Consider the following 23,332-nt stretch of genomic DNA (forward strand, 5'->3'; position numbering starts at 1 on the left):
CACCCACCTCACCGGCATAAGCTGAGATGGTGCAGTTTTCACTTTGGCTGGCCCTGGTTGGCGCCGGCACCCTGATCAGTTTCACTCCCGGCGCCGGCGCTATCTTCACCATGAGCAACTCGCTCAATTCAGGCTTCCGCCGCTCCATCTGGGGCATCCTCGGCCAGCAGGTGGCCTTGGTCATCCACATTGTGATCGTGGCCCTCGGCGTTGGCGTGCTGGTCTCCAACTCGCCTGTGATCTTCAACATCATCAGGTACGCGGGCGCGGCCTACCTCGTGTACCTGGGCATCCGGCAGTTCCTGCACAAGCCCGATCTGGACAAAGAGGAAGTCGCCAGCAAGAAGAACGAGTCCGGCCTGTCCATGTTCCAGCGCGGCATCTGGGTGAACCTGCTGAACCCCAAGGCGATCGTGTTCTTCCTTGCCTTCATGCCGCAATTCATCAGGCCAGAGGAGCCGCTGCTCCAGCAATATGCAGTGCTGACCGCCACGATTCTGTTCATCGACATCATGGTCATGTGGTTCTTCTTCGCTCTTGCAGCACGTTCATTCCAGCGCTTCACCCACGATGAGCGTGGCCAGAAGGTCCTTAACCGTGTATTCGGCTGCTTGTTTGTCCTAGTGGGCATCCTGCTCGCAACCATCCACTAACCGAGCCAAAAAGCCCCGGGACACTAACTCAGGGACGTAGATCCCCGAACCACCAGCGAGCTTTCCAGCGTCACATGGGGCTCCTCCAGCACCAGGCCTTCCATGAGCCTGCGAAGCTGCTCCCCCGCCTTAAGTCCCAGCGGGGTCGCCGGCAGGTGCACGCTCGTCAGGCTGGGATTGCTGGTGGCCGAATAGGGGAGATCGTCGAAGCCCGCCACAGCCAATTCGGCCGGGATCCGGACACCCGCCACGCGCGCTTCCTGGAGCACGCCGTAAGCGTGGGTGTCGGTACCGCATACGACGGCGGTCACCCCCTCGCGCTGCCACCGCGGCCATGCGTCGGCGAACGCGGCGGCGGCAGCACCGACGTCGATCGCGGTACTGATGACGTGCCCATCGGCCACCAAAAGCCCGCACGCGGCGGCTTCCTCGAGGAAAGCTTCCCTGCGGAGGTGGAAAGTGGTGGTGCCGGTAATGCCGTCCACGTAGGCGGCGCAGGTATGTCCGGACGCTGCGAGGTGCCGGGCCAACTCACGCGCGCCTTGGGCGACGTCGAGGTTTACAGACGGCGCGAAGGAATCCAGCCCCGGCGCGTCAAGGAGCACCAGCGGTCCGGCCGCGGACAGGTCCTCCAGGAACTCAGCGCTGGGGGCGCCTACCAGCAGGCCGGCAGGGCGGAGTGCCAACAACTTGCGGACGTCGTCGGCCTGCGGCGACTCGCCCGCGTCCGTCACCGAAAGCAACAACTGATACTCGGGCCCCAGGGATTCCCGAACGCCCGCGATCACATTGGCGAAGAAGGGGTTGGAGACATCGGGCGTCACCAGGATCACGATTGAGCTGACTCCGCGGGCCAGCGAACTCCCGATGCTGTCCACCACATAGCCAAGCTCGGCGATGGCGGACCGGACCCGCGAGATGTTGTCCTCGGATACCCGCCCCTGCGTCTTACCGTTGGCCACCAAGGACACTGTGGCAGTAGAGACCCCCGCCCGGGCCGCCACCATCGCAGCGGTCACACGGGGCGCGCGGGGGTTCCGCCGATCCAAGGTATCCATGCATCGATCGTAGCGTCGTTGCAGCACGAACAACTGCCCCAAGGCATCAAACGCTTAACGCTATTTACGTTAAGCGTTTGACGTGACCCTTAAAGCAGTGCCAGAATTCCTCTGAATGCTTACCGCCCTGCTGCGGGCAAGAACCGGGCAGGCCCCAATGACGTGGAGAGAAAACGTGGACCCCAATCCCATGACAACACGCAAGAAGATCATTCTTGACTGCGACCCCGGCCATGACGACGCAGTGGCGTTGCTGCTGGCCCACGGCAACCCCGACATCGAGCTCCTCGCAGTGACAACCGTGGTGGGCAACCAGACCCTCGAAAAGGTCACGCGCAACGCCCTCTCGGTAGCCACGATCGCTGGCATCACCGGCGTTCCCTTCGCAGCGGGCTGTGACCGCCCCTTGGTCCGCACCATCGAGACTGCCCCGAGCATCCACGGCGATTCGGGCATGGACGGGCCCGAGCAGCCCGAGTCCGCCATCGAGCTGGACCCGCGTCACGCCGTCGATCTCATCATTGAAACTGTCATGGCGCATGAGCCGGGAACGGTCACCCTGGTCCCCACAGCGGGCCTCACCAACATCGCGATGGCCGCCCGCAAGGAGCCGCGGATCGTTGAGCGCGTCAAGGAAGTTGTCCTCATGGGCGGCGGCTACCACGTGGGCAACTGGAGTGCCGTTGCCGAGTTCAACATCATCATCGACCCCGAGGCCGCCCACATCGTCTTCAACGAAAAGTGGCCTGTTGTGATGGTTGGCCTGGACCTCACGCACCAAGCATTGGCCACGGACGAGGTTGTGGACCGGATCGCAGCCATCGGCACCAAGCCGGCCAAGTTCGTCCTGGAACTGATGGAATTCTTCAAGAAGACCTACAAGGACGCCCAGGGCTTCGACTACCCGCCTGTCCACGATCCGTGCGCGGTGGCCTACGTCATCGACCCCAGCGTAATGACCACCCGCAAGGTCCCGGTCGACATCGAACTTCAAGGCAAGCTCACCCTCGGCATGACCGTGGCCGACTTCCGCGTGCCCGCCCCGGAGGACTGCCACACCTCGGTGGCCGTCGATCTTGACCACAAGAAGTTCTGGAATCTGGTCACCGATGCGATCCAACGGATCGGCGAACCAACGCACGACGCCGGCGCTAACGCCACCGAGACCGTCGCTGCAGGAGAGGCCAAGTAATGTCCATCCCCGCAGAAACCAAAGCCACGCGCGGCAACGTCACGGCCCTCATGGTCGCCCTGCTGGCAGCCTGCGTTGCCTTCCAGCTCAACGCTTCCATGCTCAGCCCCGCCTTGGTCACCATGGGCAATGAGCTCCAGACGGACCAAGCCACCATCGGCCTCTCACAGACCTGGTTCTTCACGGCCGCAGCCCTGTTCTCCCTCTTCCTCCCCCGCCTCAGCGACATCGTGGGCCGCAAGAAGATCCTCGTAGGCATGATGCTCCTGATGGCTATTGGGTCAGTCATCGCCGCCCTCGCACCGGATGTCACCTGGCTCTTCGTGGGCCGGATCATCCAAGGCGTCAGCGGACCCACCGTCCCTCTCTGCCTCATCATGCTCCGCTCAGCAGTGAGCAATCCCCGCAAGTACGGCACCCTGATGGGCCTCATCACGGCGGTCAATGGTGGCGTGGCTGGAGTCGACTCGTTCGTGGGTGGCTATTTTGCCGAGAACTTCGGCTTCCGCAGCATCTTCTGGCTTATGGTTGCCTTGGCGCTCGTGGCTACGGTTCTGATCGCCGTCCTGGCCGGCGAAAGCAAGCCCGCCGCCGGAACCACCATGGACTGGCTGGGCGTCTTCTTCATCGTTATCGCCGTGGGCGCACTGCTGACAGCACTGAACGAAGGCTCCAAGCTGGCCACGGCCTTCGACGCCGCCACCTTGACCCTCGCAGTCGCCCTCATCCTGGTTGCCGCCGTCGCATTCTTTTCGTTCTGGACCGTGGAGAAGCGCGCCAAGCAGCCCATGGTGGAAACGGTGCACCTGCGCCAGCGCTCCACCTGGGCCCCGCTGCTGACCACTACCCTCACCATGACCGGCATCTTCGCGGTGATCAATGGGATCGTCCCGGCTTACGTCCAGGCGGCTGATCCGGGCTTCGGCGTGGGCCCCACCGAGATGTCGCTCATTATCTTGACACCGTACGCACTGCTGGGCTGGGTCTTCGGGCCCATCAGCGGCCGGCTCGCCCCTGTCCTCGGCTACACGAAGGTCCTTCGCATCGGCCTGGTGGGCAGCCTCGTGGCACTGGCCCTCATCGCGTTCTTCGGCCTCAACAGCCTGCCCATGATGATCGTGGGCACGGCCTTGCTGGGCATCATGTACGCCGGTACCGTCAACATCATGCTGAACGGACTGGGCGTGGTCCTCTCGCCGCAGGGAAACCCCGGCTTCCTCCCCGGAATGAACGCGGGCGCTTTCAACCTCGGCGCCGGCCTGAGCTTCCTGGTCCTGCCTGCCGTCCTCGTTGCGACCTCCACACTGGGTGACGCGAAGGGGTCCTACCTCACCGTTGTCGCGGTGGGCCTCGCTATCACCCTGGCCGCCTTCGCAGCCTCGCTGCTGATTCCCAAGCCCGTGGATGCCGAAGTCACCGACGCCTCAGAAATGAAGGTTCCCGCATGAGCAGGGAAACCAGCGCGCCCAGGGCCGGGATCGTCGTCGTCGGCTCCCTCAACGCCGACCTGACCATCTACTGCGACCGCCTCCCCCAACCCGGCGAGACGGTCCACGGCAACGGTTTCGCCGTGAACCCGGGCGGGAAGAGCGCCAACCAGGCGGTGGCTGCCAGTAAGCTCGGCGGTCAGGTCAGCCTGATCGGTGCCGTTGGTGACGACCCCAACGGCAGCATGCTCCTGGATTCGACAGCCAGCGCAGGCGTGGACGTCACCCGGGTCCGCCGCTCGGACTCTGCCACCGGCGTAGCGGTCATCTCGGTGGATGCCAGCGGTGAGAACAGCATCATCATTTCGGCCGGGGCTAATGGCACACTGACTCCGGCGGACGTGCGTGCGGCGGCGGACGTCTTCGAAGAAGCTGCGGTGGTCTGCCTCTGCCTTGAGGTGGGGATCGACACCGTGATTGCCGCTGCGCAAGCGGGGCACGACGCCGGCGCTACCGTCGTGTTGAACCTCTCGCCTTACGCAGAGGTGCCGGAGGTTCTGGCGGAGTTGAGCGATGTGCTGCTGGTCAATGCGCATGAGGCCTCACTGTTCCTGGGAAGTGAAGCCGACGTTCCCGACGCCGACGCAGAGGCCGAAGCATGGGAGCCTGTCCGGAGCCAGTTTGCCGACCGGGGTTTGCAGCGCGTACTCGTAACCCTGGGCGCCCACGGCTCTGTCGTGTTGGATTCGCTGGCCCAGGGTGCCCAGGACCAGATCACGCGCATCGCCCCTACCCGCGTCTCGGCCGTGGACACCACGGGTGCCGGTGACGCTTTCACGGGAGCCGTGGCTGCCCGCCTGGCCGCGGGCGAATCCCTCGCCGACGCCGCCGGGTTTGCTTCAGTGGCTGCCGCGCTGGCCGCCACGAAGAAGGGTACCCAGGCCGCCTACGCGAGCCGTGAAGAAGTCGAGGCTGCGCGCACGTCCTAACCCGGCGCGGCACCCAACTAGGTCGCAGTTAAGCGCGTTTTGCGGGCTCAAAACGCGCTTAACTGCGACCTAGTTGGGTTAACGGGACTTACGGGATGCGCGTTGGGCCGAGCGCTCCACCGCCTTGCGGCTGAGGGCGCCGTGGCCGGCCATGAGCTTTGGGACCACAACGTAGACCGCCGCCGGGACCACAAGCGCCGTCAGCAGGAGTGCCCGCAGGACAGGATGCCAAGGCTCCATGAGGGGACCGAGCAGCAACATCCCGAGGGAGACCAGCGGGAAGATCGCGAGCCAGGTGATCAGTGCCCTCGTGTGAACGGACGGCACTTTCGGGCGGGCCGGGACTGCGGGTGATGTGGACTGGGCGGCGATTTCAGACGTTGTTTGGGCTGCCATGGCATTCTCCAACCAGATAGTTGCAATTAGCTTTGTCTCACAATAACCACACTCGCCAGCAATTACAACTACCTAGTTGGGAAATGGTAATCTGGTACTTATGGCATGGGACACAGAGCGCACCAAGTCGCTGCTGCTTGAGGCTGCGACGTCCGAGTTTTGCACGCGCGGACTTGCTGGGGCCCGCATTGATCGCATCGCCGCAGAGGCGGGGGTCAACAAAGAACGCATCTACCAGTACTTCGGCAACAAGAACGGCCTTTTTGACGCGGTTATCGTGACCGCTCTCAGCTCCCTCATGGACCAAGTTCCCATCCAGGGAAAGGGTCCAGAGGCCATGGCTGACTACGCAGGCCGTCTCTTTGACCACCACCAAAAAGATGCGACGGCGCCGCGCCTCCTCTTCTGGGAAGGCCTGGAACGCGGCACGGAAGTTGTGGGCCTGCCCAAACGGATGGCCAACTGCGCGTCCAAGGTCAACAGCACCATTGCAGCCCTGCCCGGAATATCCAAGGAAGACGCCGGCGATCTCCTCATCACCATCGTGAGTCTTTGCGATGCCGCCCCCGTGCTGCCCGCACTCGATGGACTCATGGCAGGGAACAACCCCGGCCGCCTCGAAAGGCGACGCGCCGCCGTCGTACGCACCGTCTACCTGGCTGCCTCCGCGCTGGCCGCCGAAGCCGCGAGCGCAGACACGGCGCCCACTCCAGCGCTCCAGTAGCCCTTTCGCAGCCCGCCCAATACACCCTGTGACAGCCTTGACAGGAAAAGTGACTTTGTTGTGAAGTCGCCCCTAGCCAAGAGGGGGTGCCATCAACCATGCTTGCTGCATGTACTCAACGACGAGCCCATACCGCATCATCACGGTCTGCACTGGAAACATCTGCCGCTCGCCTATGGCAGCGCTCATGCTTACCGAAGCCTTCGAAGCGGAAGGGCTCGGCAAGCTGGTGGTGGTCGACTCAGCGGGCACCACCGGGTACGAGGTTGGGCACCCCATCGACCCCCGCGCGGCCCGCAAACTGACGGCCCACCACATCGCTTCCGAGGACCACGTCGCCCGCCAGTGGAGGCGCGAGTGGTTCGCTGAGCGGGATCTCATCCTGGCATTGGACGTCGATCATTTCGGCTGGCTCCAGGAGGGTGCCCCGGATCGTGAATCGTTGGCCAAGGTCCGGATGCTGCGCAGCTTCGATCCAATGATGGCCGGGCGCAGCTCCCTGGATTTGGGCATCGAGGATCCCTGGTACGGCGGCCACACAGACTTCGACAACACCTGGACCCTCATCAAAGCCGCTGTTCCCGGCATCGTGCGGCACGTGGGAGCCGCGATTGCGGAAGACTCCGGGCGTAGCGCCAACGACGCCCGAAACGAAGCCACCGAGCACCAGCAGGTAACCTCTATGTCATGACCCCTGCACCCGTGATCATCGCCGTGGACGGGCGGTCCGGCGCGGGCAAGACCACGCTGGCCGTCGAGTTGGCGGCCCGTCTTCGGGAGCACCACAAGGTTTCCCTTTTCCACCTTGAAGACATCTATCCCGGGTGGAACGGCCTGGCAACAGGCATCGAAAGGTACGTCGCAACGGTGCTGACGCCCTTGAGCCAAGGGGAAGCAGCGGAGTGGGTCAGTTGGGATTGGGAAAAGCATTACGACGGCGCGCTGCATGTAACGCTGCCAGCCGAAATCGTGATCGTCGAGGGTGTTGGCGCAGCAGCAAACGCCGCGCGCCCCATGCTGGACGCCGTCGTTTGGGTCGAATCCCCCGGTGACGATCGCCGTCGTCGGGCGTTGGCGCGCGACGGAGACACCTACGAGCCATACTGGGACACATGGGCTGCCCAGGAAGACGTCTGGCTGGACTCGGACCCTGTCATGGGCGCCGCAGACATCCGCGTCCAAAACCTCGCGGATGGCAACGCCCCGGACGACGTCCTGCAGGCCATGCGATACCTGCCGTCGCTGGCAGCGATCCTCTCGCCCGAACTGAGCGCGCGTCGAGGCCTGCAGCTCCGGTCCGAAAAGATCAGCGCCGCTCCTGACGCCGAAGCGCTGTTTCAGAGCCTTTACGGCTCCTCGACCAACGCTGTCTGGTTGGACTCCTCCAACGCGTCCGCGGTTTCAGGGACATCCCAGGCTGCGGGCCGCAGCCGCTTCAGCATCCTGGCGGACGACGGCGGCACGTTCGGCCAGTCCGTCCAACACCGTGGGGGAACCACCCACGTGACCGCCGGAACAGCCACGGTGGAAACCTCCGGCCCGTTCTTCCGCTGGCTCGATTCTGTGTGGGGACGCCGGGCCGTGCGCGCACCGCGCGGCTACGATTGCCAGTTCGCGCTCGGCTGGCTGGGCTACCTGGGCTACGAGCTCAAACGTGAAACCGGAGGCAACGACGTCCAGGCCGACACCCCGGACGCCGCCCTGCTCTTCGCTGGGCGGGCCGTGGTGCTGGATCATCGCGAGCACACAGTGTGGCTGCTCGCTTTGGTCGCGCCCGACGCCGATGAGTGGTTGCGCGAGGCTCGAGCCGCCGTCGGGGCTGCTTCAGCCGCCCCGGCTTCCGGCGTCGAGCCCGCTTCCGGCGTCGAGCCCGCTTCCGGATCGGCTCCCGAATTTACTTGCCGTGACAGCGCGTCGGACTACAAGCGAAAGATCGCCGACGCCCAGCATGAAATCAGCGAAGGCAACTCATACGAGGTCTGCCTGACCACCATGCTCGAAGCCGAAGCCGGCGGGATCGACCCGTGGCAGAGCTACCGGGCGTTGCGCCGCCGCAATCCGGCACCCTTCGCCAGCTACCTTCGGTTCGGCCAACTGGTTGTCGCGAGCACCTCGCCTGAACGCTTCCTCCGGATTCTCTCCGACGGCGGCATGCGGGCCGAACCGATCAAGGGGACGCGTGGCCGTTCCGCCGATCCCACGGAGGACGCCGAGCTGCGCCGCGACCTGGAGACCTCGCTGAAGGACCGCGCGGAGAACATCATGATCGTGGACCTGCTGCGCAATGACCTGAGCCACTTCGCCATTCCGGGCTCGGTGACGGTCAGCCGGTTGTGCGCGATCGAAAGCTACGCCACAGTCCATCAAATGGTGAGCACCGTGGACGCGCACCTTCGCCCGGGGGCTCCGCGCGCAGAGGCCCTGGCTGCGGCTTTCCCGGCGGGCTCAATGACCGGGGCGCCGAAGATCAGCACCATGGACATCCTTGACCAGCTTGAGGCCGGTCCGCGCGGCATCTATTCAGGCGCAATCGGTTACTTCTCGCTGAACGCTGCCACGGACCTGGCCGTCGTGATCCGTACCTTGGTGGTGAATCCCGACGGCGACGGCAGGCGCACGCTTAGCTTGGGCATCGGAGGGGCAATCACCGCGGATTCGGTGGCCGATGACGAGTATGAAGAGATCCGGACCAAGGCTTTTGGTGTGTTATCCACCCTGGGCGCTGACTTCCCCGGCTGAGGACTATTGGAGCGTCGCCGTCAACCTCGCGACGTTATCCACATACTTGGCCAAAGGGGGTCTGTCCATCCAGTCATCCAACGTAAGCTCACGGGATACCTCGCGATACGTGGACTCCACGGCTCGCATGAGGTTCACGGTTTCGGCGCCCAGGAGCATCACCGAAACCTCCATGTTCAGGGAGAAGGAGCGCATGTCCATATTGCTGGAACCAAGAACCGCAACCTCGTCGTCAATAGTGAAGTGCTTGGCGTGGAGTACGTACGGCGCACGGTACAGATAGATGCGGACACCTGCTTCCAACAGTGCTTCGTAGTAGGACTGTTGGGCGTGGTGGACAAGGAACTGGTCACCCTTCTCGGAGACGAAGAGCTCCACATCCACGCCGCGCTGGGCAGCGGTAGTGATGGCATAGAGCAGGGAGTCATCAGGCACGAAGTACGGGCTGCAGATGGAGATCCTGTGCTGCGCCGAGTAGATCAGCGTGTTGAACAGGCGCAGGTTGTTCTCCGTCGCGAACCCTGGCCCGCTCGGGACCACCTGGGCCGTGACCTGTCCCGGGGAGGGTCGGGCGGGAAGGCGCAGCTGGCTCTCGAGTGATTCATCGGTTTCGCTGAGCCAGTCGGTCGCGAAAACTACGTTGAGGGTGGCCACAATCGGCCCTTCAAGCCGGGCCATGAGTTCAACCCATTGACGACCCGCACGGCGATGCTTCGGGTTGTTGTAGGAGGGCTCGATCAGGTTCTGCGAGCCCGTGAAGGCCAGCATCCCGTCGATGACCAGGATCTTGCGGTGGTTCCTGAGATCCGGGCGGCGCCATTGGCCGTGGATGGGCAGCAGCGGCAACATCCGCTTCCACTGGATCTTGCCTGCCTTGAGCCGGCGGACCAAGCGGCGGTAGCCCTTGATGCGCAGCGTTCCGATGTGGTCGAAGAGCAGCCTGACGGTAACACCCCGCTCGGCGGCCTTTTCCAGTTCAGTGAGCAACTCATCCGTTACGAAGTCGCTGCTCATGATGTAGAACTCTGCGTTGACATAGTCCGTAGCGCCCCGGACTGCCTCGGCCATGGCCTTGATGGACTCTTCGTAGCCAGGAATAAGCTCCACCTTGTTGCCATCGACCATGGGCAGCGAGCCAAGGCGGTGGTTCAACTCACCGGCGGACTTCACCCACTCCGGGCCAGGATAGTTGCTTACGGGGTCGGCCAGGTCAGAGGTGACAGCGCGAACACGATGGTTCACTTGTTCCTGCTGCTCACGCCGGCGCTTGGACAAACGGAAATTGCCAAAAAGCAGGAAGAGCACGAACCCAACGGTCGGGACCAGGAAAACAGCCAGAAGCCAGGCCATGGCCGTAGTGGGGCGACGGTTCCCGGGAATGATCCCCAGTAGCACGATGCGCATGATGACTTCCGCAATGGCCCAAGCACCTATAAGCCAGGTCCACTCCGGGCCAATCGGAAACGGAAAAAGCACTACACAACCCCCACGGTCCAAGAACTAACGGTGACCACAGCCTATCCGCCCGCCCTGCAGGAGGGCCGCACTAAGCTGGGAACATGACTTCTCCTGCCCCCACGGTCCTCGTTTTCTTGGACCCAGCCTTCGAAAACGGCCGCATTGCCGATTCCAGCCAGCCCCAGCTCATGGCTACTGACCTCGGCGCTACCCGTGGCGACGGCGTGTTCGAGTCCCTTCTGGCCGTGCAGGGCAGGGCGCGCAAAGTACAGGCACACCTAAACCGCCTGGGCACTTCCGCGGCGGCCTTGGACTTGGCGATCCCGGAGCAGGATGCTTGGCGGCGGGCAATTGAAACGGCGATCACGGAGTTCCGCACCGTCCATCCCGCTCCGACGCCCGAAGAGGACGAAGTTGTCGTCAAATTGATCGTGACCCGCGGTGTCGAAGGCGCTGCGGGCCCCACGTGCTGGGTCCAGGCTTCGCCCTCACCCGCTGGCAGTCGCCGGCAGCGCGAGACGGGCATCGACGTCGTCCTCCTGGATCGCGGCTTCGACACCGACGCCGGCGAGCGCGCACCGTGGCTGCTGCTGGGCGCCAAGACGCTCTCCTACGCCGTCAACATGGCTGCGCTGCGCTACGCCCACAAGCAGGGCGCCGATGACGCAATCTTCACCTCCACGGATGGCCGCGTTCTTGAGGGGCCGACATCCACTGTGCTGCTGGCCCACCTTGAGACAGTGGACGACGGCGGGGGTTCCGTCAGGACTGTTCGCCGCCTCATCACGCCGCAACTGGATAGCGGCATTCTCCCCGGCACCTCGCAGGGCGCGCTGTTCGCCGCCGCGAAGGCTGCCGGCTGGGAATTGGGCTACGGACCGCTGGTACCTCAGGACCTGTTTCACGCGGATGCCGTTTGGCTTATTTCGAGCATCCGCTTGATCGCGCCCGTGAATCACATCAACGGCCAGGAGATCGGCACCCCCGCTGTCCGGAAGCAGCTCACTGCCGAACTGAATGAGCTGTTTGCCGGGATCGAGTAATTCCGGCCGGCCAGACTGAGGCCCACCCTGCTCCGCTTGGAACTTAGCAGATGACAAGTAGAGTAATTGCTCGCATGACTCATTGATAAGGAACTCTTGGTCTCAGCATTGACCTTCACAAGGGTTCAATCGCGTTCCTTATCCTCCTTGAAATGGGCGTCCGTCATGTGATGAATCTTGTTCTCGTGTTAGTTGGATCACGTCCACCTGGCACCACTTCAAACTTTGCTGGCTAACTTCCCGGAGGGAATATGGGACACAGCTCCCCCACAACAGCCGAGGCATCGGCACCCGAGGCGCAGTCGCAGACTGGCACCTCACAGACAGGACTCCGCCGGTCCATGGAGGCCCGGCACCTGGTGATGATTGCCATGGGCGGCGTCATCGGCTCAGGCCTGTTCGTCAGCTCGGGTTACACCATCGCCACTGCGGGCCCCTTGGGCGCCGTTCTCGCGTTCCTCATTGGAGCCGTAGTGGTCTACCTGGTGATGGCATGCCTCGGGGAACTCGCCGTTGCGTTCCCCGTTTCAGGTGCCTTCCACATCTACGCCGCCCGGACCATCGGACCCGCCACGGGCTTCGCCACAGCCTGGCTCTACTGGCTTTGCTGGGCAGTGGCGTTGGGCTCGGAATTTACCGCCGCTGGCCTGCTCATGCAACGCTGGTTCCCGGGCGTCGACGTCTGGATCTGGTGTTTCATTTTCGCCAGCGTCCTGTTCACGCTGAACGCCATTTCATCGCGCGTCTTTGGTGAATCGGAGTTCTGGTTCGCGCTCATCAAGGTTGCCGCCGTCGTCGGCCTGATTATTCTGGGCGGCGCCGCTTTGATGGGCTTCCATCCGCTCGCCGCGGGCGACTACCCGTCGCTCACGAGCAACTTCAGCACACCCGAAGGGCTGTTCCCCAACGGCTTCACGGGCGTCTTCGTCACCTGCCTTGCAGTGTTCTACGCCTTCTCAGGATCCGAACTGATCGGTGTCGCCGCGGGCGAAACATCCAATCCCGGCGCCAACATTCCCAAAGCCATGCGGACCACGGTCATCCGTCTCATGATCTTCTTTGTCGGCGCGATTACCGTTATCGCGGCGACCATCCCCTACGAGAAGGTCAGCGTGGACGAAAGCCCGTTCGTCACTGTCTTTTCCATGCTGGGCATTCCTTTCGCTGCGGACATCATGAACTTCGTGATCATCACAGCGTTGTTGTCGGCTGGAAACTGCGGACTTTACTCCTGTGCCCGCATGCTCTTCTCGCTGGCTGACGAAGGACACGCACCCAAGGCATTCAGGAAGCTCACCAAGCGTGGCATCCCGATGATTGCCCTGTGCGTAAGCATGCTCGGTGGCCTTGCTTCGCTGATCAGCAGCATTGTGGCGCCTGCAACCGTGTACCTGGTTCTCGTCTCCATCGCCGGCTTTGCAACTGTGGGCGTGTGGATGTCCATCGTGGCCTCGCACTTCGTGTACCGGCGCACGTTTGTCAGGAACGGCGGCGACCTCAGCACGCTCCCATACAAGGCGCCGTTCTTCCCGCTGGTTCCGATCCTGGCGTTCGCACTGTGCGTTGTGTCCCTGATCGGTATTGCTTTCGACCCCAACCAGGTAGCGGCATTGCTGTTCGGCATCCCGTTCGTAGGGGCCTGCTACGCGTTCTTCTACTTCAAGTACGGACGACGCCGGTCGCTCAAGAAGGCGGTTGGCGTCTAGTAGCTGTGCCTTCCTGACCTTCTTTGGCAGCGAATCAGCCCCTAGGCAACCACTCCAGGTTGCCTAGGGGCTGATGTCGTTTGAAAGTGGGTCAGGAAGCAGCAGGGCTTGCTGAGTTCAGGCTTTGGGTTTGGCCACCCGCACTGGGTGCTCGCTCAGGATGGACAAGCGGTTGAAGGCATTGATCCCAATGGCCGCCATGCACAACACACTGATTTGCTCGTCGTTGTAGTGTTGCCGGGCCCGCTCGAAGAGTTCGGGGCTCGGCCGCGAAGTACTCATGCGGGTGATCTGCTCAGTGATTTCCATGGCGACACGCTCGGCCGGGTCAAAGAGTGCCACTTCCTTATAGACAGCCACCAAGGACAACCGCTGTTCTGTTTCGCCGTATCCCAACGCCCGGCGATGGTGCAGGTCCAGGCAGAACGCGCAGCCGTTGATCTGCGAGGCAAGATAGTTCAGTAGTTCTATGGTCCGACGCGGGACACCTGTGCGGTCGGCTTCCCCAATCACCTGCTGGGCGTAGTGGCCCAGCGTTGCGTAGAGCTCGGGCTGTTGCTTATCCAGATAGCCGGCGAGACGTGCTTTTGTTTCCTGTTCAGGCATGCTTGGAGCCTAGCGCACCGGCCTTGAGTGCAGGCTCCCTGGACGCATCCTCGCGTTCGCGGGCCTGGCAGAAGAAAACGCTTCCGCAGATTGCGCATTATCGACTTTTTATGACCGATTCACCACAACACAACAAATGGTACTTGACTACTAGTCACAGCCAACGGATCCCCCTTCCAACACCCATATAAATCGGCTCGCAGTTTCTATTGCGCGCCCATTCCAACAGTGGTTCACTGAGGCGCAGTGATCCCTGCTGGGGCGGGAGAACTCCCTCTCTGTCCGGCAGGACACCCTGTTTTCACTCTGCCGTGAAAGCAGAAATGTTGATGGAGGGCATCATTGTGAGTGCAGTTTCTTCGTCCCAGAATTTCAACCACGGGTTTCCCACGCCCGGACCCCAGGACCCATCTCCGCAGAAGGTGATGGACCACGTATTTTTCCTCAGCCAGGAAGAATGGAAAGACGTCCGCGAGACGGAACAATTCGATCATATTGTCATCGGCAGCGGGTTCTGCGGTTATGCCTTCGCAGAAAGGACGCTGACGATTAACCCCCAAGCGCGGATCCTCGTTATTGAGCGCGGCCCGTTCTTCCTGCCGCAGCATTTCCAGAACCTCCCGTTGCCCTATCGCCAGACCCTGGGCGGGCTTTCTGAAACATTCCCGTGGACGCTGGCTGCCGCCACGGCCAACCAACCTGCGGGCAAGATCTCTTGGCAGCACGGCATGGTTCCCTTCTATGGTGGCCGCTCCATTATGTGGAGTGCCTGGTGTCCGCGCCCTGAGGAGGATGAGATGCGTGGGTGGCCACGTGCCGTCATGGACGCCGCAAAGGCGCACTTCACCACGGCAGAGGATCTTCTGAACGTGGTCAGCGCCGACCAAATCGACGCCGGTGCGTCTGCCGACGTCGTGGATCTCATCAACAACACACGCCCGGTCTACGGGATAATGCAGAAGGCGCTTCAGGACCGGCTGGCAACCGGATTGCACAAGATTGACTCCGCCACCCGCTCCATGCCGGCACCGCTGGCTGCAGCTTCAGGCGCAACCTCAGGCATTGACTTTGCCAAGTTCTCCACGCCGTCGGTGCTCCTTGAACTGTCGGACAGGCAGCAACGCCTGGCAGCGGCAGGCAAGGGATCGCCGCTCCGAGTCGTTACAGACTGCACTGTGAACAGCATCATCCAGCAGGATGGACGGGCCACAGCGCTCGATACGAGCCGGGGCGTGGTGAATATTGGCGATGCAAACCTGGTGCTGGCCATGGGCACGCTGCCACCTGCCACACTGGTCCTCAATTCCTTCCCGGAAGTGCCCGGAGTTGGTGAGCAGTTCAGCGCCCACTTCATCACGTCTGTCGTGGCAAGGGTCCCTCGCAAGGACTTCGAGTTCAGCGAGGCCCTGGGCGAGTTGGAATTGGCAGCCATCTACATGGCAGGCATGAGTCCGGCTGGCATGCAGTACCACGTGCAGCTCTCAGTGCTTTCGGATCGGAGCCCGGACAAGAACGCCCAGAAGTCCGAGCGTTATGCACCGGACGTCGTCGCCACCGCCTCGCTGGCCCAATTGCAGTCCTCAGAGGACTACTTGGTGTTCGTATGCGCGGTACTGGGCGAACTGGACATCGATAACGCGGAAAACCACCTGCGCTACTCCGGCGGAGCGGACCCCACCAACAACGTGACTCTTCAGGTGCTGGCCAACTCCACGGACGATGCCACGTGGGACACCATGGACGAGGGCACTTTCCAAATGTTGGAACGCGTACTGTCGCCCGACGGCGCGGATCGCGTGGAGTATTGGCACGGCGACCCGGACACCGGAACCTGGGGTTCGGACAGACCCAGCATTCCCGAACGCCGCGTCCCGGGACTCGTGCACGAGAGCTCCAGCCTTCCCATCGGTGACGAAGAGGACTCCACCGTCGGCACCGACTACCGCCTCAACGGCGTCGAAAATGTCTATGTCGCGGGCGGTTCGCTGTGGCCGACCGGTGGGTCCTGGAACCCAACCATGACCATGGTCGCGTTGACGCAGGACCTCGCCGAGCGGTTGGAGGCCGACGGCGGCACGGGAGTTGCGCTGTGACCGCGGTTCCGGCCCTGGATCCGGCAGTCCTGCCCACTTTGCCGCCGATGACAGTCGCCGACGTTCTGGACAGGCAGGATGGGGTCTATTGGGTGGTCAAGGACGCCAACTCCGTCTTTCTGTGGGTGAACCAGAACTTCGCCGACCTTGTGGGGATGACCAAGGACCAGTTGATCGGGCATCAGGACTCGCGGGCAGCCCATGTTGCCCACGACAAGGAAGTGATGGCCAGTGGAAAGCCCTTGCTCAATTTCCACGAGGTGATCGAAGTTCCGTTGAAGGATGGCGGGACGGTGAACGTGGACATCGTTACCCAAAAGGGGCTCCTTCGGTCGCTGGACACGGGGGCAATCATCGGGATCACTGTCTGCTTCTCACTGGCGGATCCACCCAATGACTGACGTGGATCTGGCAGGCGGGAGCCTGGGCATCCACTCCGCCAGCCGGGACTCAGCCAGCCCGGATGCGAAGGAATGGATCAAGCGGTTGGACATGACGCCGTCGGGCGTTGGCGGCTGGTTCGCGCCGGCAATGGTGAGCGACGAGCTGATCGCGGGCCCGGCGTTGCCACCGCGCTTTGGCAGTGACCATCCGCTGTACAGCTCCAACTGGTACCTGCTGCAGGCGGGGGAAGTCCTCCAATTGCACACCTTGAAGCAGGACGAGCTCTGGTTCTTCCATCTGGGCACGCCAATCCGGCTGCACGTCTTTTCGCAGACAGAGGGGTACTCGTCAACGGTGTTCGGCCCGGATCCGGAGGCTGGTGAGATTCTGCATGGAGCAGCGCCGCATTCCACGTGGTTTGGGGCTGAGTTGGCTGGCGCCGGTTTCGCCCTGGTCAGCTGCAGCCTGTCCCCCGGCTATGAACCGACGGATTCCGCGAAACCCACGAGCGAAGATGTGGAGGCACTCGTGGCGCAGTTCCCCGATCAGGCCGAGTTGATCAGGAGGCTGGCAGCCGGCTAAGGGCCGCCCGGGTGCGCCCGTTCGTTGGCGGGCGCACCCTGTGGGCGGGATGGGAAGTGAGAGAGCAACCGCCCAAAAGCCGTTGGAAGTGAGAGAGCAACCGCCCAAAAGCCGTTGGAAGTGAGAGAGCATCCTAGTCGGCGTCGCGGGCCAGATGGATTCCGTTCTCTGCCAGCCACACCGGGTTGAAGGCCTTGCTCAGGTAGTTCGTTCCGGCGTCGGGCGCTATGGCCACCACTACCGAACCGTGGGGTGCGGCCCGGGCCACACGCAGGGCAGCAGCCACCGCGAGTCCGGACGATGGACCCAGCGCAAGCCCTTCTTCGTCGAGGAGCTGATGCACCGTGGAGTAGACCTCGTCGTTGGGGATGCGCAGGAAACGGTCAACAATGGACCGGTCAAAGGCCTTGGGCCATTCAGCCTCGGGCCAGGAATTACCTACGCCGTCCACCAGGATCTCCCCGGGATGTCCACCGCTGTAGGCGGAGCCGTAGGGGTCAGCGCCCACCACTTCAAGGTGTCCGCCCGGCCGCGAGGCCGCAACCTTTTCTTTCAGGAACCGGCCGTTGCCGCTGATGGTCCCACCAGTTCCGATGCCAGCCACGAAATGCGTCACCAAACCGTGGGTCTGCTCCCAGATCTCCGGACCCGTGGTTTGGTAATGCGCGGCAGGATTGGCAGGGTTGTCGAACTGCATGGGCCGCCACGCGCCGGGAGTCCCGGCAGTGATTCGCGCCGCCACGGCGCGGGCGTTCTCGGGGGATTCGGAGGGTGCGCTCCAGTCCGTCAGGACCACGCGCGCACCGTAGCTGTGGAGCGCCGCGAGCTTCTCCTGGGAGATGGTGTCGCCCGTGACCACTACAACGGGATGGCCGGTCAGCCGCCCAATGAGCGCCAGTCCGATCCCGGTATTACCGGAAGTGCTCTCCACAATGGTTGCGCCCGGCTGCAACTCCCCTGAGCGCTCGGCAGCCCGGACCATGCTCAGCGCCGTACGGTCCTTGATGGATCCGCCCGGGTTCTCGGACTCAAGCTTGATGTGGATGGTGCTGCCCAATCCACGGCCCAGGGCTTCCAATTTCACCAGCGGAGTATTGCCCACTTTGTCCAGCACGGAAGCATCCAGCCCGTCCGGCAAACCTGCCGCCGCGTGTATGCCATGTTTGCGGATCGCTGTACTCACGTTGTCCCCTCCTTTTCACCCGTAGCCGGCAATTCCTGCGCCACCACGTCGCGCAACTCACGCCGCGCACGCTCCACCAGGTCCGGAGCCGACGGCCGGTCCGCCAGCACGTCGGCCAGCCGACCCACGACGGCGCCTGTCCCCTTTCCGAGCGGCTGCGCGGCACCTGCTTCGAGCAGCAGATATGACCCCGTCAAGGCCTCGATAGCAAGCAATTTCTCCAAGGCCTCCAACGAGCTTTCGAGTTGCTGCAAAGCCAACGGGGCCAAGGTGGAGTGATCCTCGACGTCGGCCGAGAGGGTGGGTGCCCCGAGCGTCGCCGGCGCTGCCAGGAACTTCAGTTCGGACAGCAGCCCAGCGGCGGAATACCAGAGCAGCCCGGGCAACTCCTCCTGCGCAAGGCCTCCGGCCGGCCCGGACACAGACAGCGCAGCGTCAGAGGACGCAGCCTCCAGGTGCCTCGCCCGGATCACCCGTTGCGGCGGATACAGCTTGGCGATGCGCCGCTCGCTGGAAATCCCAACGTGCGCCAACGCCAGCCGCAGCCCCTCAAAGGAAAGCGCCAGCTGCATGGGTTGAAAGTTCCCGCCGGACACCATCTGCCCGCTTTCGATATCCACCAAAGGGTTGTCGCCGCGCCCGTTCAGCTCCACGTTCAACGCATCGCCGAGCTGGGAAACCAAGGAACGAAAAGCTCCATGCATCTGGGGCGCAGCACGGAATGACAGGGCATCCTGCACCGAGACTTCCGGACGAACATCTTCCAACCACCCGCCGCGCAACATGTGACGTACGGCCGCCGCCGAGTCCTTCTGCCCGTCCACCGCTTTGGCCGCCTGGATAGCCGGCGAAAACGGGCTGAGGTTCCCCCCGCCGTCGTACCTTGCGATGGTCTCAAGCGACAGGGAAAGCGCGACGTCGGCGAATTCCGCCACGTGCTGCAGGCGCACCAATGCCAGGGTCCCGGCGCCTACCGAGTAAGCGTTGGCGCTGACCAGGGCCAGGGCCTCACCGGGCGCGAGCCGCAGGGGCTGGAGACCGGCGTCGGCGAGCGCTTTTGACCCAGGCACCAAAGTGCCATCGGCGTCGAACGCTTCACCCTCACCTATTGCAACGGCGGCGACGGCGGCCAGCTGGGTGAGGTCCGACGAGCCGACTGAGCCTTCGCGCGGAATGGCGGGAAGAACCCCACGGTTGAGCAGTTCCGCATAGAACTGGGCTGTCTCCGGCCGCACTCCGGATCCGCCGCGGCTGAAGCCGATGAGCCGGGCGAGGATCACGGCCCGGGACGAGGGCCGGTCCAGGTAAGCGCCAACGCCACTGTTGTGATACCTGACTACTTGGATTTGGTACGCCAGGACCGACTTCTCCTCCACAGCTGTATCGCGTCCGGATCCGAGGAGGGTATTGAGGCCGTAGATTCTCTCCCCGGACGTCGAAGCCCGCTCCAGCACTTCCCGTGAGCGACCCAGCAAAGACAACGCATCTTGGTTGAGTTTCACGTGAAACGCCGGATCCAGCGCGGCCAGGGCAACGCTGCGGGCGTCCACAGGCGACGTCCCAATCAGCAGGGTCCTGGGCTCGGAGGACATCGTCAGAAGTCCAGGAGGTTTTGGCGGAAGCCGCCGTTGCCGTAACTCTTCCTCAACAGGCCGCGGCGGCGCAGTTCGGGAGTGAGCTTGTCCAACACGCCATGGACGGTCACGGGGTCCACAAAGCCGGAGAAGAGGAAGCCGTCGCCACCCACGGCCTCGCCGGTCTCCTCAAGGTAATCCGCGATTTCACCAACCGTGCCGATGATCGAATCGCCGGCACCACCGCTGCGTGCTTGCAGGATCTGGCGCAGGGTAGACCCCGGGGGCGCTGCCTTCGCGAAGTGTTCCAACGTGCCTTGGTTGCTGTTGGTACTCAGTTCAGGCAACGGCGCATCGAGGTCGAATTGCTTGAAATCGATCACCGAGAGGTAGGAGATCGAGTTGAGCTGGCTGTCGATGTCACGCTGGGTGAGCTCCCGGCGCCGCGCCCGCAACTCCTCGGCCTCGGCTGGTGAGCCGACTATGGTGGGCTTCAGCACGAAGAGTACCTTGACGTCGTCGGGGTTCCTGCCAGCTTGGGCGGCCTCGGCACGGATGGAATCCCGGTAGGCCTTCATGCCGTCAACGCCCCGCGCCAAGGCGATCGCCACATCCGCGTGCCCACCCGCGAAGGCTTTGCCGCGTGGCGAAGCACCGGCCTGCACCAGCACGGGCTCCTCCGGCAAGGGCGCGGTATTCAACGGGCCCCGGACCTTGAAGAAGTCACCTTGATGGTTGATGGGGTGCACTTTGGTGTGGTCCGCGAACACGCCGGCCTCAACGTCCTCAAGCACAGCGCCAGGTTCCCAGCTCCGCCAGAGCCGCCGGACGACGTCGACGAATTCCTCCGCCTTCTCATATCGCAGGTCGTGCTCGATCTGCTGGTCCAGCCCATAATTCTGCGCCGCAAGGTCGCTGCCGGAGGTAACAACGTTCCAGCCCAGCTGCCCCTCGGAGAAATGCTGGAGCGTAGCCAGGAGGCGGGCCGCCGTGAAGGGAGGATAGAACGATGCACTGACCGTGGGCACGATCCCCAGGTGCTTGGTTGCCGAAAGAAGGTACGGGACCAGCGCCAAGGGATCATGCTTGGGCGCAAAGGAGGCATGCGCCAGTGAAACCTCGGCAGTGCCGCCATAGGTGTCCGGAACAGTGAGGGAATCCTCGATGATGAACAGGTCAAGCCCGGATTGTTCGAAGGCCCGGACGGCCTCTTGATACAGGGCCGGCTTCTTCCAGTCGTAGCCCAGGCTATATCCGGGAGTGCCCCAGCCCTGGACGCCGAAACCGTGCCCCACGAACCATCCAAAATGCAGCATGGGCTTGAGTGTAGAACTGTCTTGTCCGTTCACCGCGACCTGATTTCATGCGAAGTTACAGGGGGTCGTACTGCGTCAATTATGCTCCCGGGACGTCACATTTGGGCTGTTACCCCAGCACCAGCCGGTTACGCAACATGACGGCTGCGCAACCGCTTGCAAGTGCGGGCCGCAGCCGCGGGATGTTACGTTTTTCTTGAGTAATGAGCACCAGCGCCAAGCCCTGACTTGCTGGTCGGCAACCCTCTCTCCGGCGGGGTGCCTCAGGTGACTACTCGGCGTATCGACACTTCGAACTGCAAGCGTGACTGAGGAGCACCAGCCAATGCCTGAACCCACTGAAGAAAAACTCTCCTACCGCCTGATCACAGGTCCGGATACCCGTGAATTCTGCGAGCGGATCACAGCGGCCCTCGCCGAAGGCTACGTGCTCCACGGCAGCCCGGCCGCCGCCTTCAATGGCACGGATATCATCGTGGCGCAGGCCGTCGTCCTGCCCACTGCCATCGCCAGCGCAGACGCCGCAGTTGCGAATGCCGTTGACCAGTTGGAGAACTACGAAGACGACGAAGCATTCGAGGGACACGCATGAGTTACGCAGGTGACCTGACCCCGCAGGACGCGTGGGCAAAGCTGGAAGAAGGCGCCATCCTGGTGGACGTCCGCACCGAGGGCGAGTGGGCCCACATCGGGATCCCGGACACCAAGGCCACGGAGAACGATCCCCTGTTCATCCAGTGGAACCTCGCCGGCGGCATCCCCAACTCCCGCTTCCTTGAGGAACTGCAGCAGCAGGCACCCGAGGGCGAGGGCGTGGAACTCGTTTTCATCTGCCGCTCAGGCCAGCGATCCATCTCCGCGGCCATCGCCGCGACGCAGGCTGGCTTTACCGCCTACAACGTGCTCGAAGGCTTCGAAGGCGACCCGGACCGCTACGGGGAACGCACCATCAACGGCTGGAAGAACCGTGGCCTGCCGACCAACCTGGGGACCGACTAAGTGACTTTCAATCCTGATGCCGCCAGTTGGAGCCCTGACACACAGGCAGTACGCGGCGGCCTTGACCGTACCAACTTCCAGGAAACGTCCGAACCCGTTTTCCTGAACTCCGGCTTCGTCTACGAATCCGCTGCCGCCGCCGAACGCGCCTTCACCGGCGAGGACGAACGCTTCGTCTACTCGCGCTACGGCAACCCGTCCGTGGCCACCTTCCAGGAGCGGCTGCGCCTGCTCGAAGGCACCGAGGCATGCTTTGCGACCGCGTCCGGCATGTCCGCGGTCTTCACCGCTTTGGGTGCCCTGTTGGCTGCCGGTGACCGCGTGGTTGCCGCCCGTTCCCTGTTCGGCTCGTGCTTCGTCATCCTCAACGAGATCCTGCCGCGCTGGGGCGTTGAAACAGTGTTCGTCGACGGTCCGGACCTCGAGCAGTGGCGTGCCGCCCTCTCCGAGCCGACCACCGCCGTCTTCTTCGAATCGCCCTCGAACCCCATGCAGGAAATCGTGGACATTGCCGCCGTCAGCGAGCTGGCGCATGCCGCAGGGGCGACTGTCGTCGTCGACAATGTCTTTGCCACTCCCCTGCTGCAGCGCTGCGGTGACTTGGGCGCAGACGTCATCGTGTATTCCGGCACCAAGCACATCGATGGCCAGGGACGTGTCCTCGGCGGCGCAATCATGGGCACCAAGGAATTCATCGATGGCCCGGTCAAGCAGTTGATGCGGCACACCGGACCTTCACTCTCCGCGTTCAACGCCTGGGTGTTGACCAAGGGCCTGGAGACCATCGGCTTGCGCGTGAACCACAGCTCGGCCTCCGCTTTGAAAATCGCGGAATGGCTTGAGCAGCAACCTGCCATCAGCTGGGTCAAGTACCCCTTGCTGAAATCGCACCCCCAGTACGAGCTTGCAGCCAAGCAGATGAAGGCCGGCGGTACCGTACTGACCTTCGAGCTGCTGCCCTCTTCCGGGCGTTCCGCCAAGGACGCCGCCTTCGCATTGCTGGACGGCCTGCGCGTCATCGACATCTCGAACAACCTCGGCGACTCCAAGTCCCTCATCACGCACCCGGCCACCACCACCCACCGGGCAATGGGGCCGGAAGGTCGTGCGGCCATTGGACTGAGTGACGGCGTGGTCCGTTTGTCCGTTGGCTTGGAAGATGTAGACGATCTCATCCTGGATCTGGAGAAGGCCCTCAAACAGGTCTAAC

Annotated in this window: 22 protein-coding genes and 1 riboswitch; of the genes, 15 read left to right on the top strand and 7 right to left on the bottom strand. The window is 63.1% G+C overall.

The genetic code is table 11. From position 1 onward, the window contains the following. Positions 1 to 26: 26 nt before the first annotated feature. Positions 27 to 653 (top strand): LysE family transporter, encoded by a 627-nt coding sequence (locus LDN75_RS21370; protein ID WP_223934683.1) that lies wholly within the window; start codon positions 27 to 29, stop codon positions 651 to 653. Positions 654 to 676: 23 nt separating this feature from the next. Here the strand turns inward: LDN75_RS21370 and LDN75_RS21375 are convergent, their stop codons facing one another. Then, on the bottom strand, positions 677 to 1,711 hold the full coding sequence (locus tag LDN75_RS21375) for a LacI family DNA-binding transcriptional regulator (protein ID WP_223934684.1): 1,035 nt from the start codon (positions 1,709 to 1,711) through the stop codon (positions 677 to 679). A gap of 157 nt (positions 1,712 to 1,868) precedes the next feature. On the opposite strand from LDN75_RS21375, the gene LDN75_RS21380 reads away from it, so the two are divergent. From LDN75_RS21380 to LDN75_RS21390, 3 genes are read left to right on the top strand one after another with little or no spacing between them, the layout of a single operon-like run. Further along, entirely contained in the window at positions 1,869 to 2,903 is a 1,035-nt protein-coding gene (locus tag LDN75_RS21380; RefSeq protein WP_223934685.1) for a nucleoside hydrolase, read from the top strand. Further along, a complete protein-coding gene (locus tag LDN75_RS21385) occupies positions 2,903 to 4,351 on the top strand; it encodes an MFS transporter (protein ID WP_223934686.1) in 1,449 nt (482 codons plus the stop codon). The genes LDN75_RS21380 and LDN75_RS21385 overlap by 1 nt, the downstream gene beginning before the upstream one ends. Beyond that, positions 4,348 to 5,319 carry a ribokinase gene (locus tag LDN75_RS21390; RefSeq protein ID WP_223934687.1) on the top strand — a complete coding sequence of 324 codons (972 nt, stop codon included), beginning with the start codon at positions 4,348 to 4,350 and terminating at the stop codon, positions 5,317 to 5,319. Before LDN75_RS21385 ends, LDN75_RS21390 begins: the two co-directional genes overlap by 4 nt. 78 nt (positions 5,320 to 5,397) lie before the next feature. On the opposite strand, the gene LDN75_RS21395 is transcribed toward LDN75_RS21390, so the two are convergent. Further along, positions 5,398 to 5,715, bottom strand: a complete 318-nt coding sequence (locus LDN75_RS21395) for a hypothetical protein (protein WP_223934688.1) — start codon at positions 5,713 to 5,715, stop codon at positions 5,398 to 5,400. A 100-nt stretch (positions 5,716 to 5,815) separates the two neighbouring features. Between LDN75_RS21395 and LDN75_RS21400 the strand changes: the two genes are divergently transcribed. From LDN75_RS21400 to pabB, 3 genes are all read left to right on the top strand, one after another. Continuing rightward, positions 5,816 to 6,439 (top strand): TetR/AcrR family transcriptional regulator, encoded by a 624-nt coding sequence (locus LDN75_RS21400; RefSeq protein ID WP_223934689.1) that lies wholly within the window; start codon positions 5,816 to 5,818, stop codon positions 6,437 to 6,439. A 187-nt stretch (positions 6,440 to 6,626) separates the two neighbouring features. Then, the gene (locus LDN75_RS21405) at positions 6,627 to 7,130 is read left to right on the top strand and encodes a low molecular weight phosphotyrosine protein phosphatase (protein WP_263422336.1); all 504 of its coding nucleotides are present in this window, start codon (positions 6,627 to 6,629) and stop codon (positions 7,128 to 7,130) included. Continuing rightward, complete coding sequence (gene pabB, locus LDN75_RS21410; protein WP_223934690.1) at positions 7,127 to 9,178, top strand: aminodeoxychorismate synthase component I; 2,052 nt, start codon at positions 7,127 to 7,129, stop codon at positions 9,176 to 9,178. Before LDN75_RS21405 ends, pabB begins: the two co-directional genes overlap by 4 nt. A gap of 3 nt (positions 9,179 to 9,181) precedes the next feature. Here the strand turns inward: pabB and cls are convergent, their stop codons facing one another. Beyond that, positions 9,182 to 10,654: a cardiolipin synthase gene (cls, locus tag LDN75_RS21415; RefSeq protein ID WP_223934691.1), complete on the bottom strand. Its 1,473-nt coding sequence runs from the start codon at positions 10,652 to 10,654 to the stop codon at positions 9,182 to 9,184. A gap of 83 nt (positions 10,655 to 10,737) precedes the next feature. Here cls and LDN75_RS21420 point away from each other — a divergent pair, with 83 nt between their 5' ends. Both LDN75_RS21420 and LDN75_RS21425 read left to right on the top strand, forming a co-directional pair. After that, the gene (locus LDN75_RS21420) at positions 10,738 to 11,679 is read left to right on the top strand and encodes an aminodeoxychorismate lyase (protein ID WP_223934692.1); all 942 of its coding nucleotides are present in this window, start codon (positions 10,738 to 10,740) and stop codon (positions 11,677 to 11,679) included. 251 nt (positions 11,680 to 11,930) lie between these two features. After that, positions 11,931 to 13,385, top strand: coding sequence for an amino acid permease (locus LDN75_RS21425; protein WP_223934693.1), 1,455 nt, complete (start codon positions 11,931 to 11,933; stop codon positions 13,383 to 13,385). 117 nt (positions 13,386 to 13,502) lie between these two features. Here the strand turns inward: LDN75_RS21425 and LDN75_RS21430 are convergent, their stop codons facing one another. Further along, positions 13,503 to 13,991 (bottom strand): carboxymuconolactone decarboxylase family protein, encoded by a 489-nt coding sequence (locus LDN75_RS21430; RefSeq protein ID WP_223934694.1) that lies wholly within the window; start codon positions 13,989 to 13,991, stop codon positions 13,503 to 13,505. A 329-nt stretch (positions 13,992 to 14,320) separates the two neighbouring features. Here LDN75_RS21430 and LDN75_RS21435 point away from each other — a divergent pair, with 329 nt between their 5' ends. The 3 genes from LDN75_RS21435 to LDN75_RS21445 are packed head-to-tail and all read left to right on the top strand — an operon-like array spanning position 14,321 to position 17,050. Further along, the gene (locus LDN75_RS21435) at positions 14,321 to 16,084 is read left to right on the top strand and encodes a GMC oxidoreductase (protein ID WP_223934695.1); all 1,764 of its coding nucleotides are present in this window, start codon (positions 14,321 to 14,323) and stop codon (positions 16,082 to 16,084) included. Further along, positions 16,081 to 16,485 carry a PAS domain-containing protein gene (locus LDN75_RS21440; protein ID WP_223934696.1) on the top strand — a complete coding sequence of 135 codons (405 nt, stop codon included), beginning with the start codon at positions 16,081 to 16,083 and terminating at the stop codon, positions 16,483 to 16,485. Before LDN75_RS21435 ends, LDN75_RS21440 begins: the two co-directional genes overlap by 4 nt. Continuing rightward, positions 16,478 to 17,050 (top strand): cupin domain-containing protein, encoded by a 573-nt coding sequence (locus LDN75_RS21445; RefSeq protein ID WP_223934697.1) that lies wholly within the window; start codon positions 16,478 to 16,480, stop codon positions 17,048 to 17,050. The genes LDN75_RS21440 and LDN75_RS21445 overlap by 8 nt, the downstream gene beginning before the upstream one ends. Positions 17,051 to 17,183: 133 nt before the next feature. On the opposite strand, the gene LDN75_RS21450 is transcribed toward LDN75_RS21445, so the two are convergent. From LDN75_RS21450 to LDN75_RS21460, 3 genes are read right to left on the bottom strand one after another with little or no spacing between them, the layout of a single operon-like run. Continuing rightward, the gene (locus LDN75_RS21450; protein ID WP_223934698.1) at positions 17,184 to 18,233 is read right to left on the bottom strand and encodes a cysteine synthase family protein; all 1,050 of its coding nucleotides are present in this window, start codon (positions 18,231 to 18,233) and stop codon (positions 17,184 to 17,186) included. Then, positions 18,230 to 19,825: an aromatic amino acid ammonia-lyase gene (locus tag LDN75_RS21455; protein WP_223934699.1), complete on the bottom strand. Its 1,596-nt coding sequence runs from the start codon at positions 19,823 to 19,825 to the stop codon at positions 18,230 to 18,232. The genes LDN75_RS21450 and LDN75_RS21455 overlap by 4 nt, the downstream gene beginning before the upstream one ends. Positions 19,826 to 19,827: 2 nt before the next feature. After that, positions 19,828 to 21,156, bottom strand: coding sequence for an NtaA/DmoA family FMN-dependent monooxygenase (locus LDN75_RS21460; RefSeq protein ID WP_346347150.1), 1,329 nt, complete (start codon positions 21,154 to 21,156; stop codon positions 19,828 to 19,830). A gap of 166 nt (positions 21,157 to 21,322) precedes the next feature. After that, a riboswitch (SAM riboswitch) is annotated at positions 21,323 to 21,434 on the top strand. Between the two features lie 14 nt (positions 21,435 to 21,448). Between LDN75_RS21460 and LDN75_RS21465 the strand changes: the two genes are divergently transcribed. From LDN75_RS21465 to LDN75_RS21475, 3 genes are read left to right on the top strand one after another with little or no spacing between them, the layout of a single operon-like run. Beyond that, entirely contained in the window at positions 21,449 to 21,715 is a 267-nt protein-coding gene (locus LDN75_RS21465; RefSeq protein ID WP_223934701.1) for a DUF1737 domain-containing protein, read from the top strand. Beyond that, a complete protein-coding gene (locus LDN75_RS21470) occupies positions 21,712 to 22,122 on the top strand; it encodes a rhodanese-like domain-containing protein (RefSeq protein ID WP_223934702.1) in 411 nt (136 codons plus the stop codon). Before LDN75_RS21465 ends, LDN75_RS21470 begins: the two co-directional genes overlap by 4 nt. Beyond that, positions 22,123 to 23,331 (top strand): O-succinylhomoserine sulfhydrylase, encoded by a 1,209-nt coding sequence (locus tag LDN75_RS21475; RefSeq protein WP_223934703.1) that lies wholly within the window; start codon positions 22,123 to 22,125, stop codon positions 23,329 to 23,331. Position 23,332: the final 1 nt, after the last annotated feature.

Origin of the sequence: Arthrobacter sp. StoSoilB5, from assembly GCF_019977235.1 — a bacterium.
Lineage (GTDB): Bacteria > Actinomycetota > Actinomycetes > Actinomycetales > Micrococcaceae > Arthrobacter.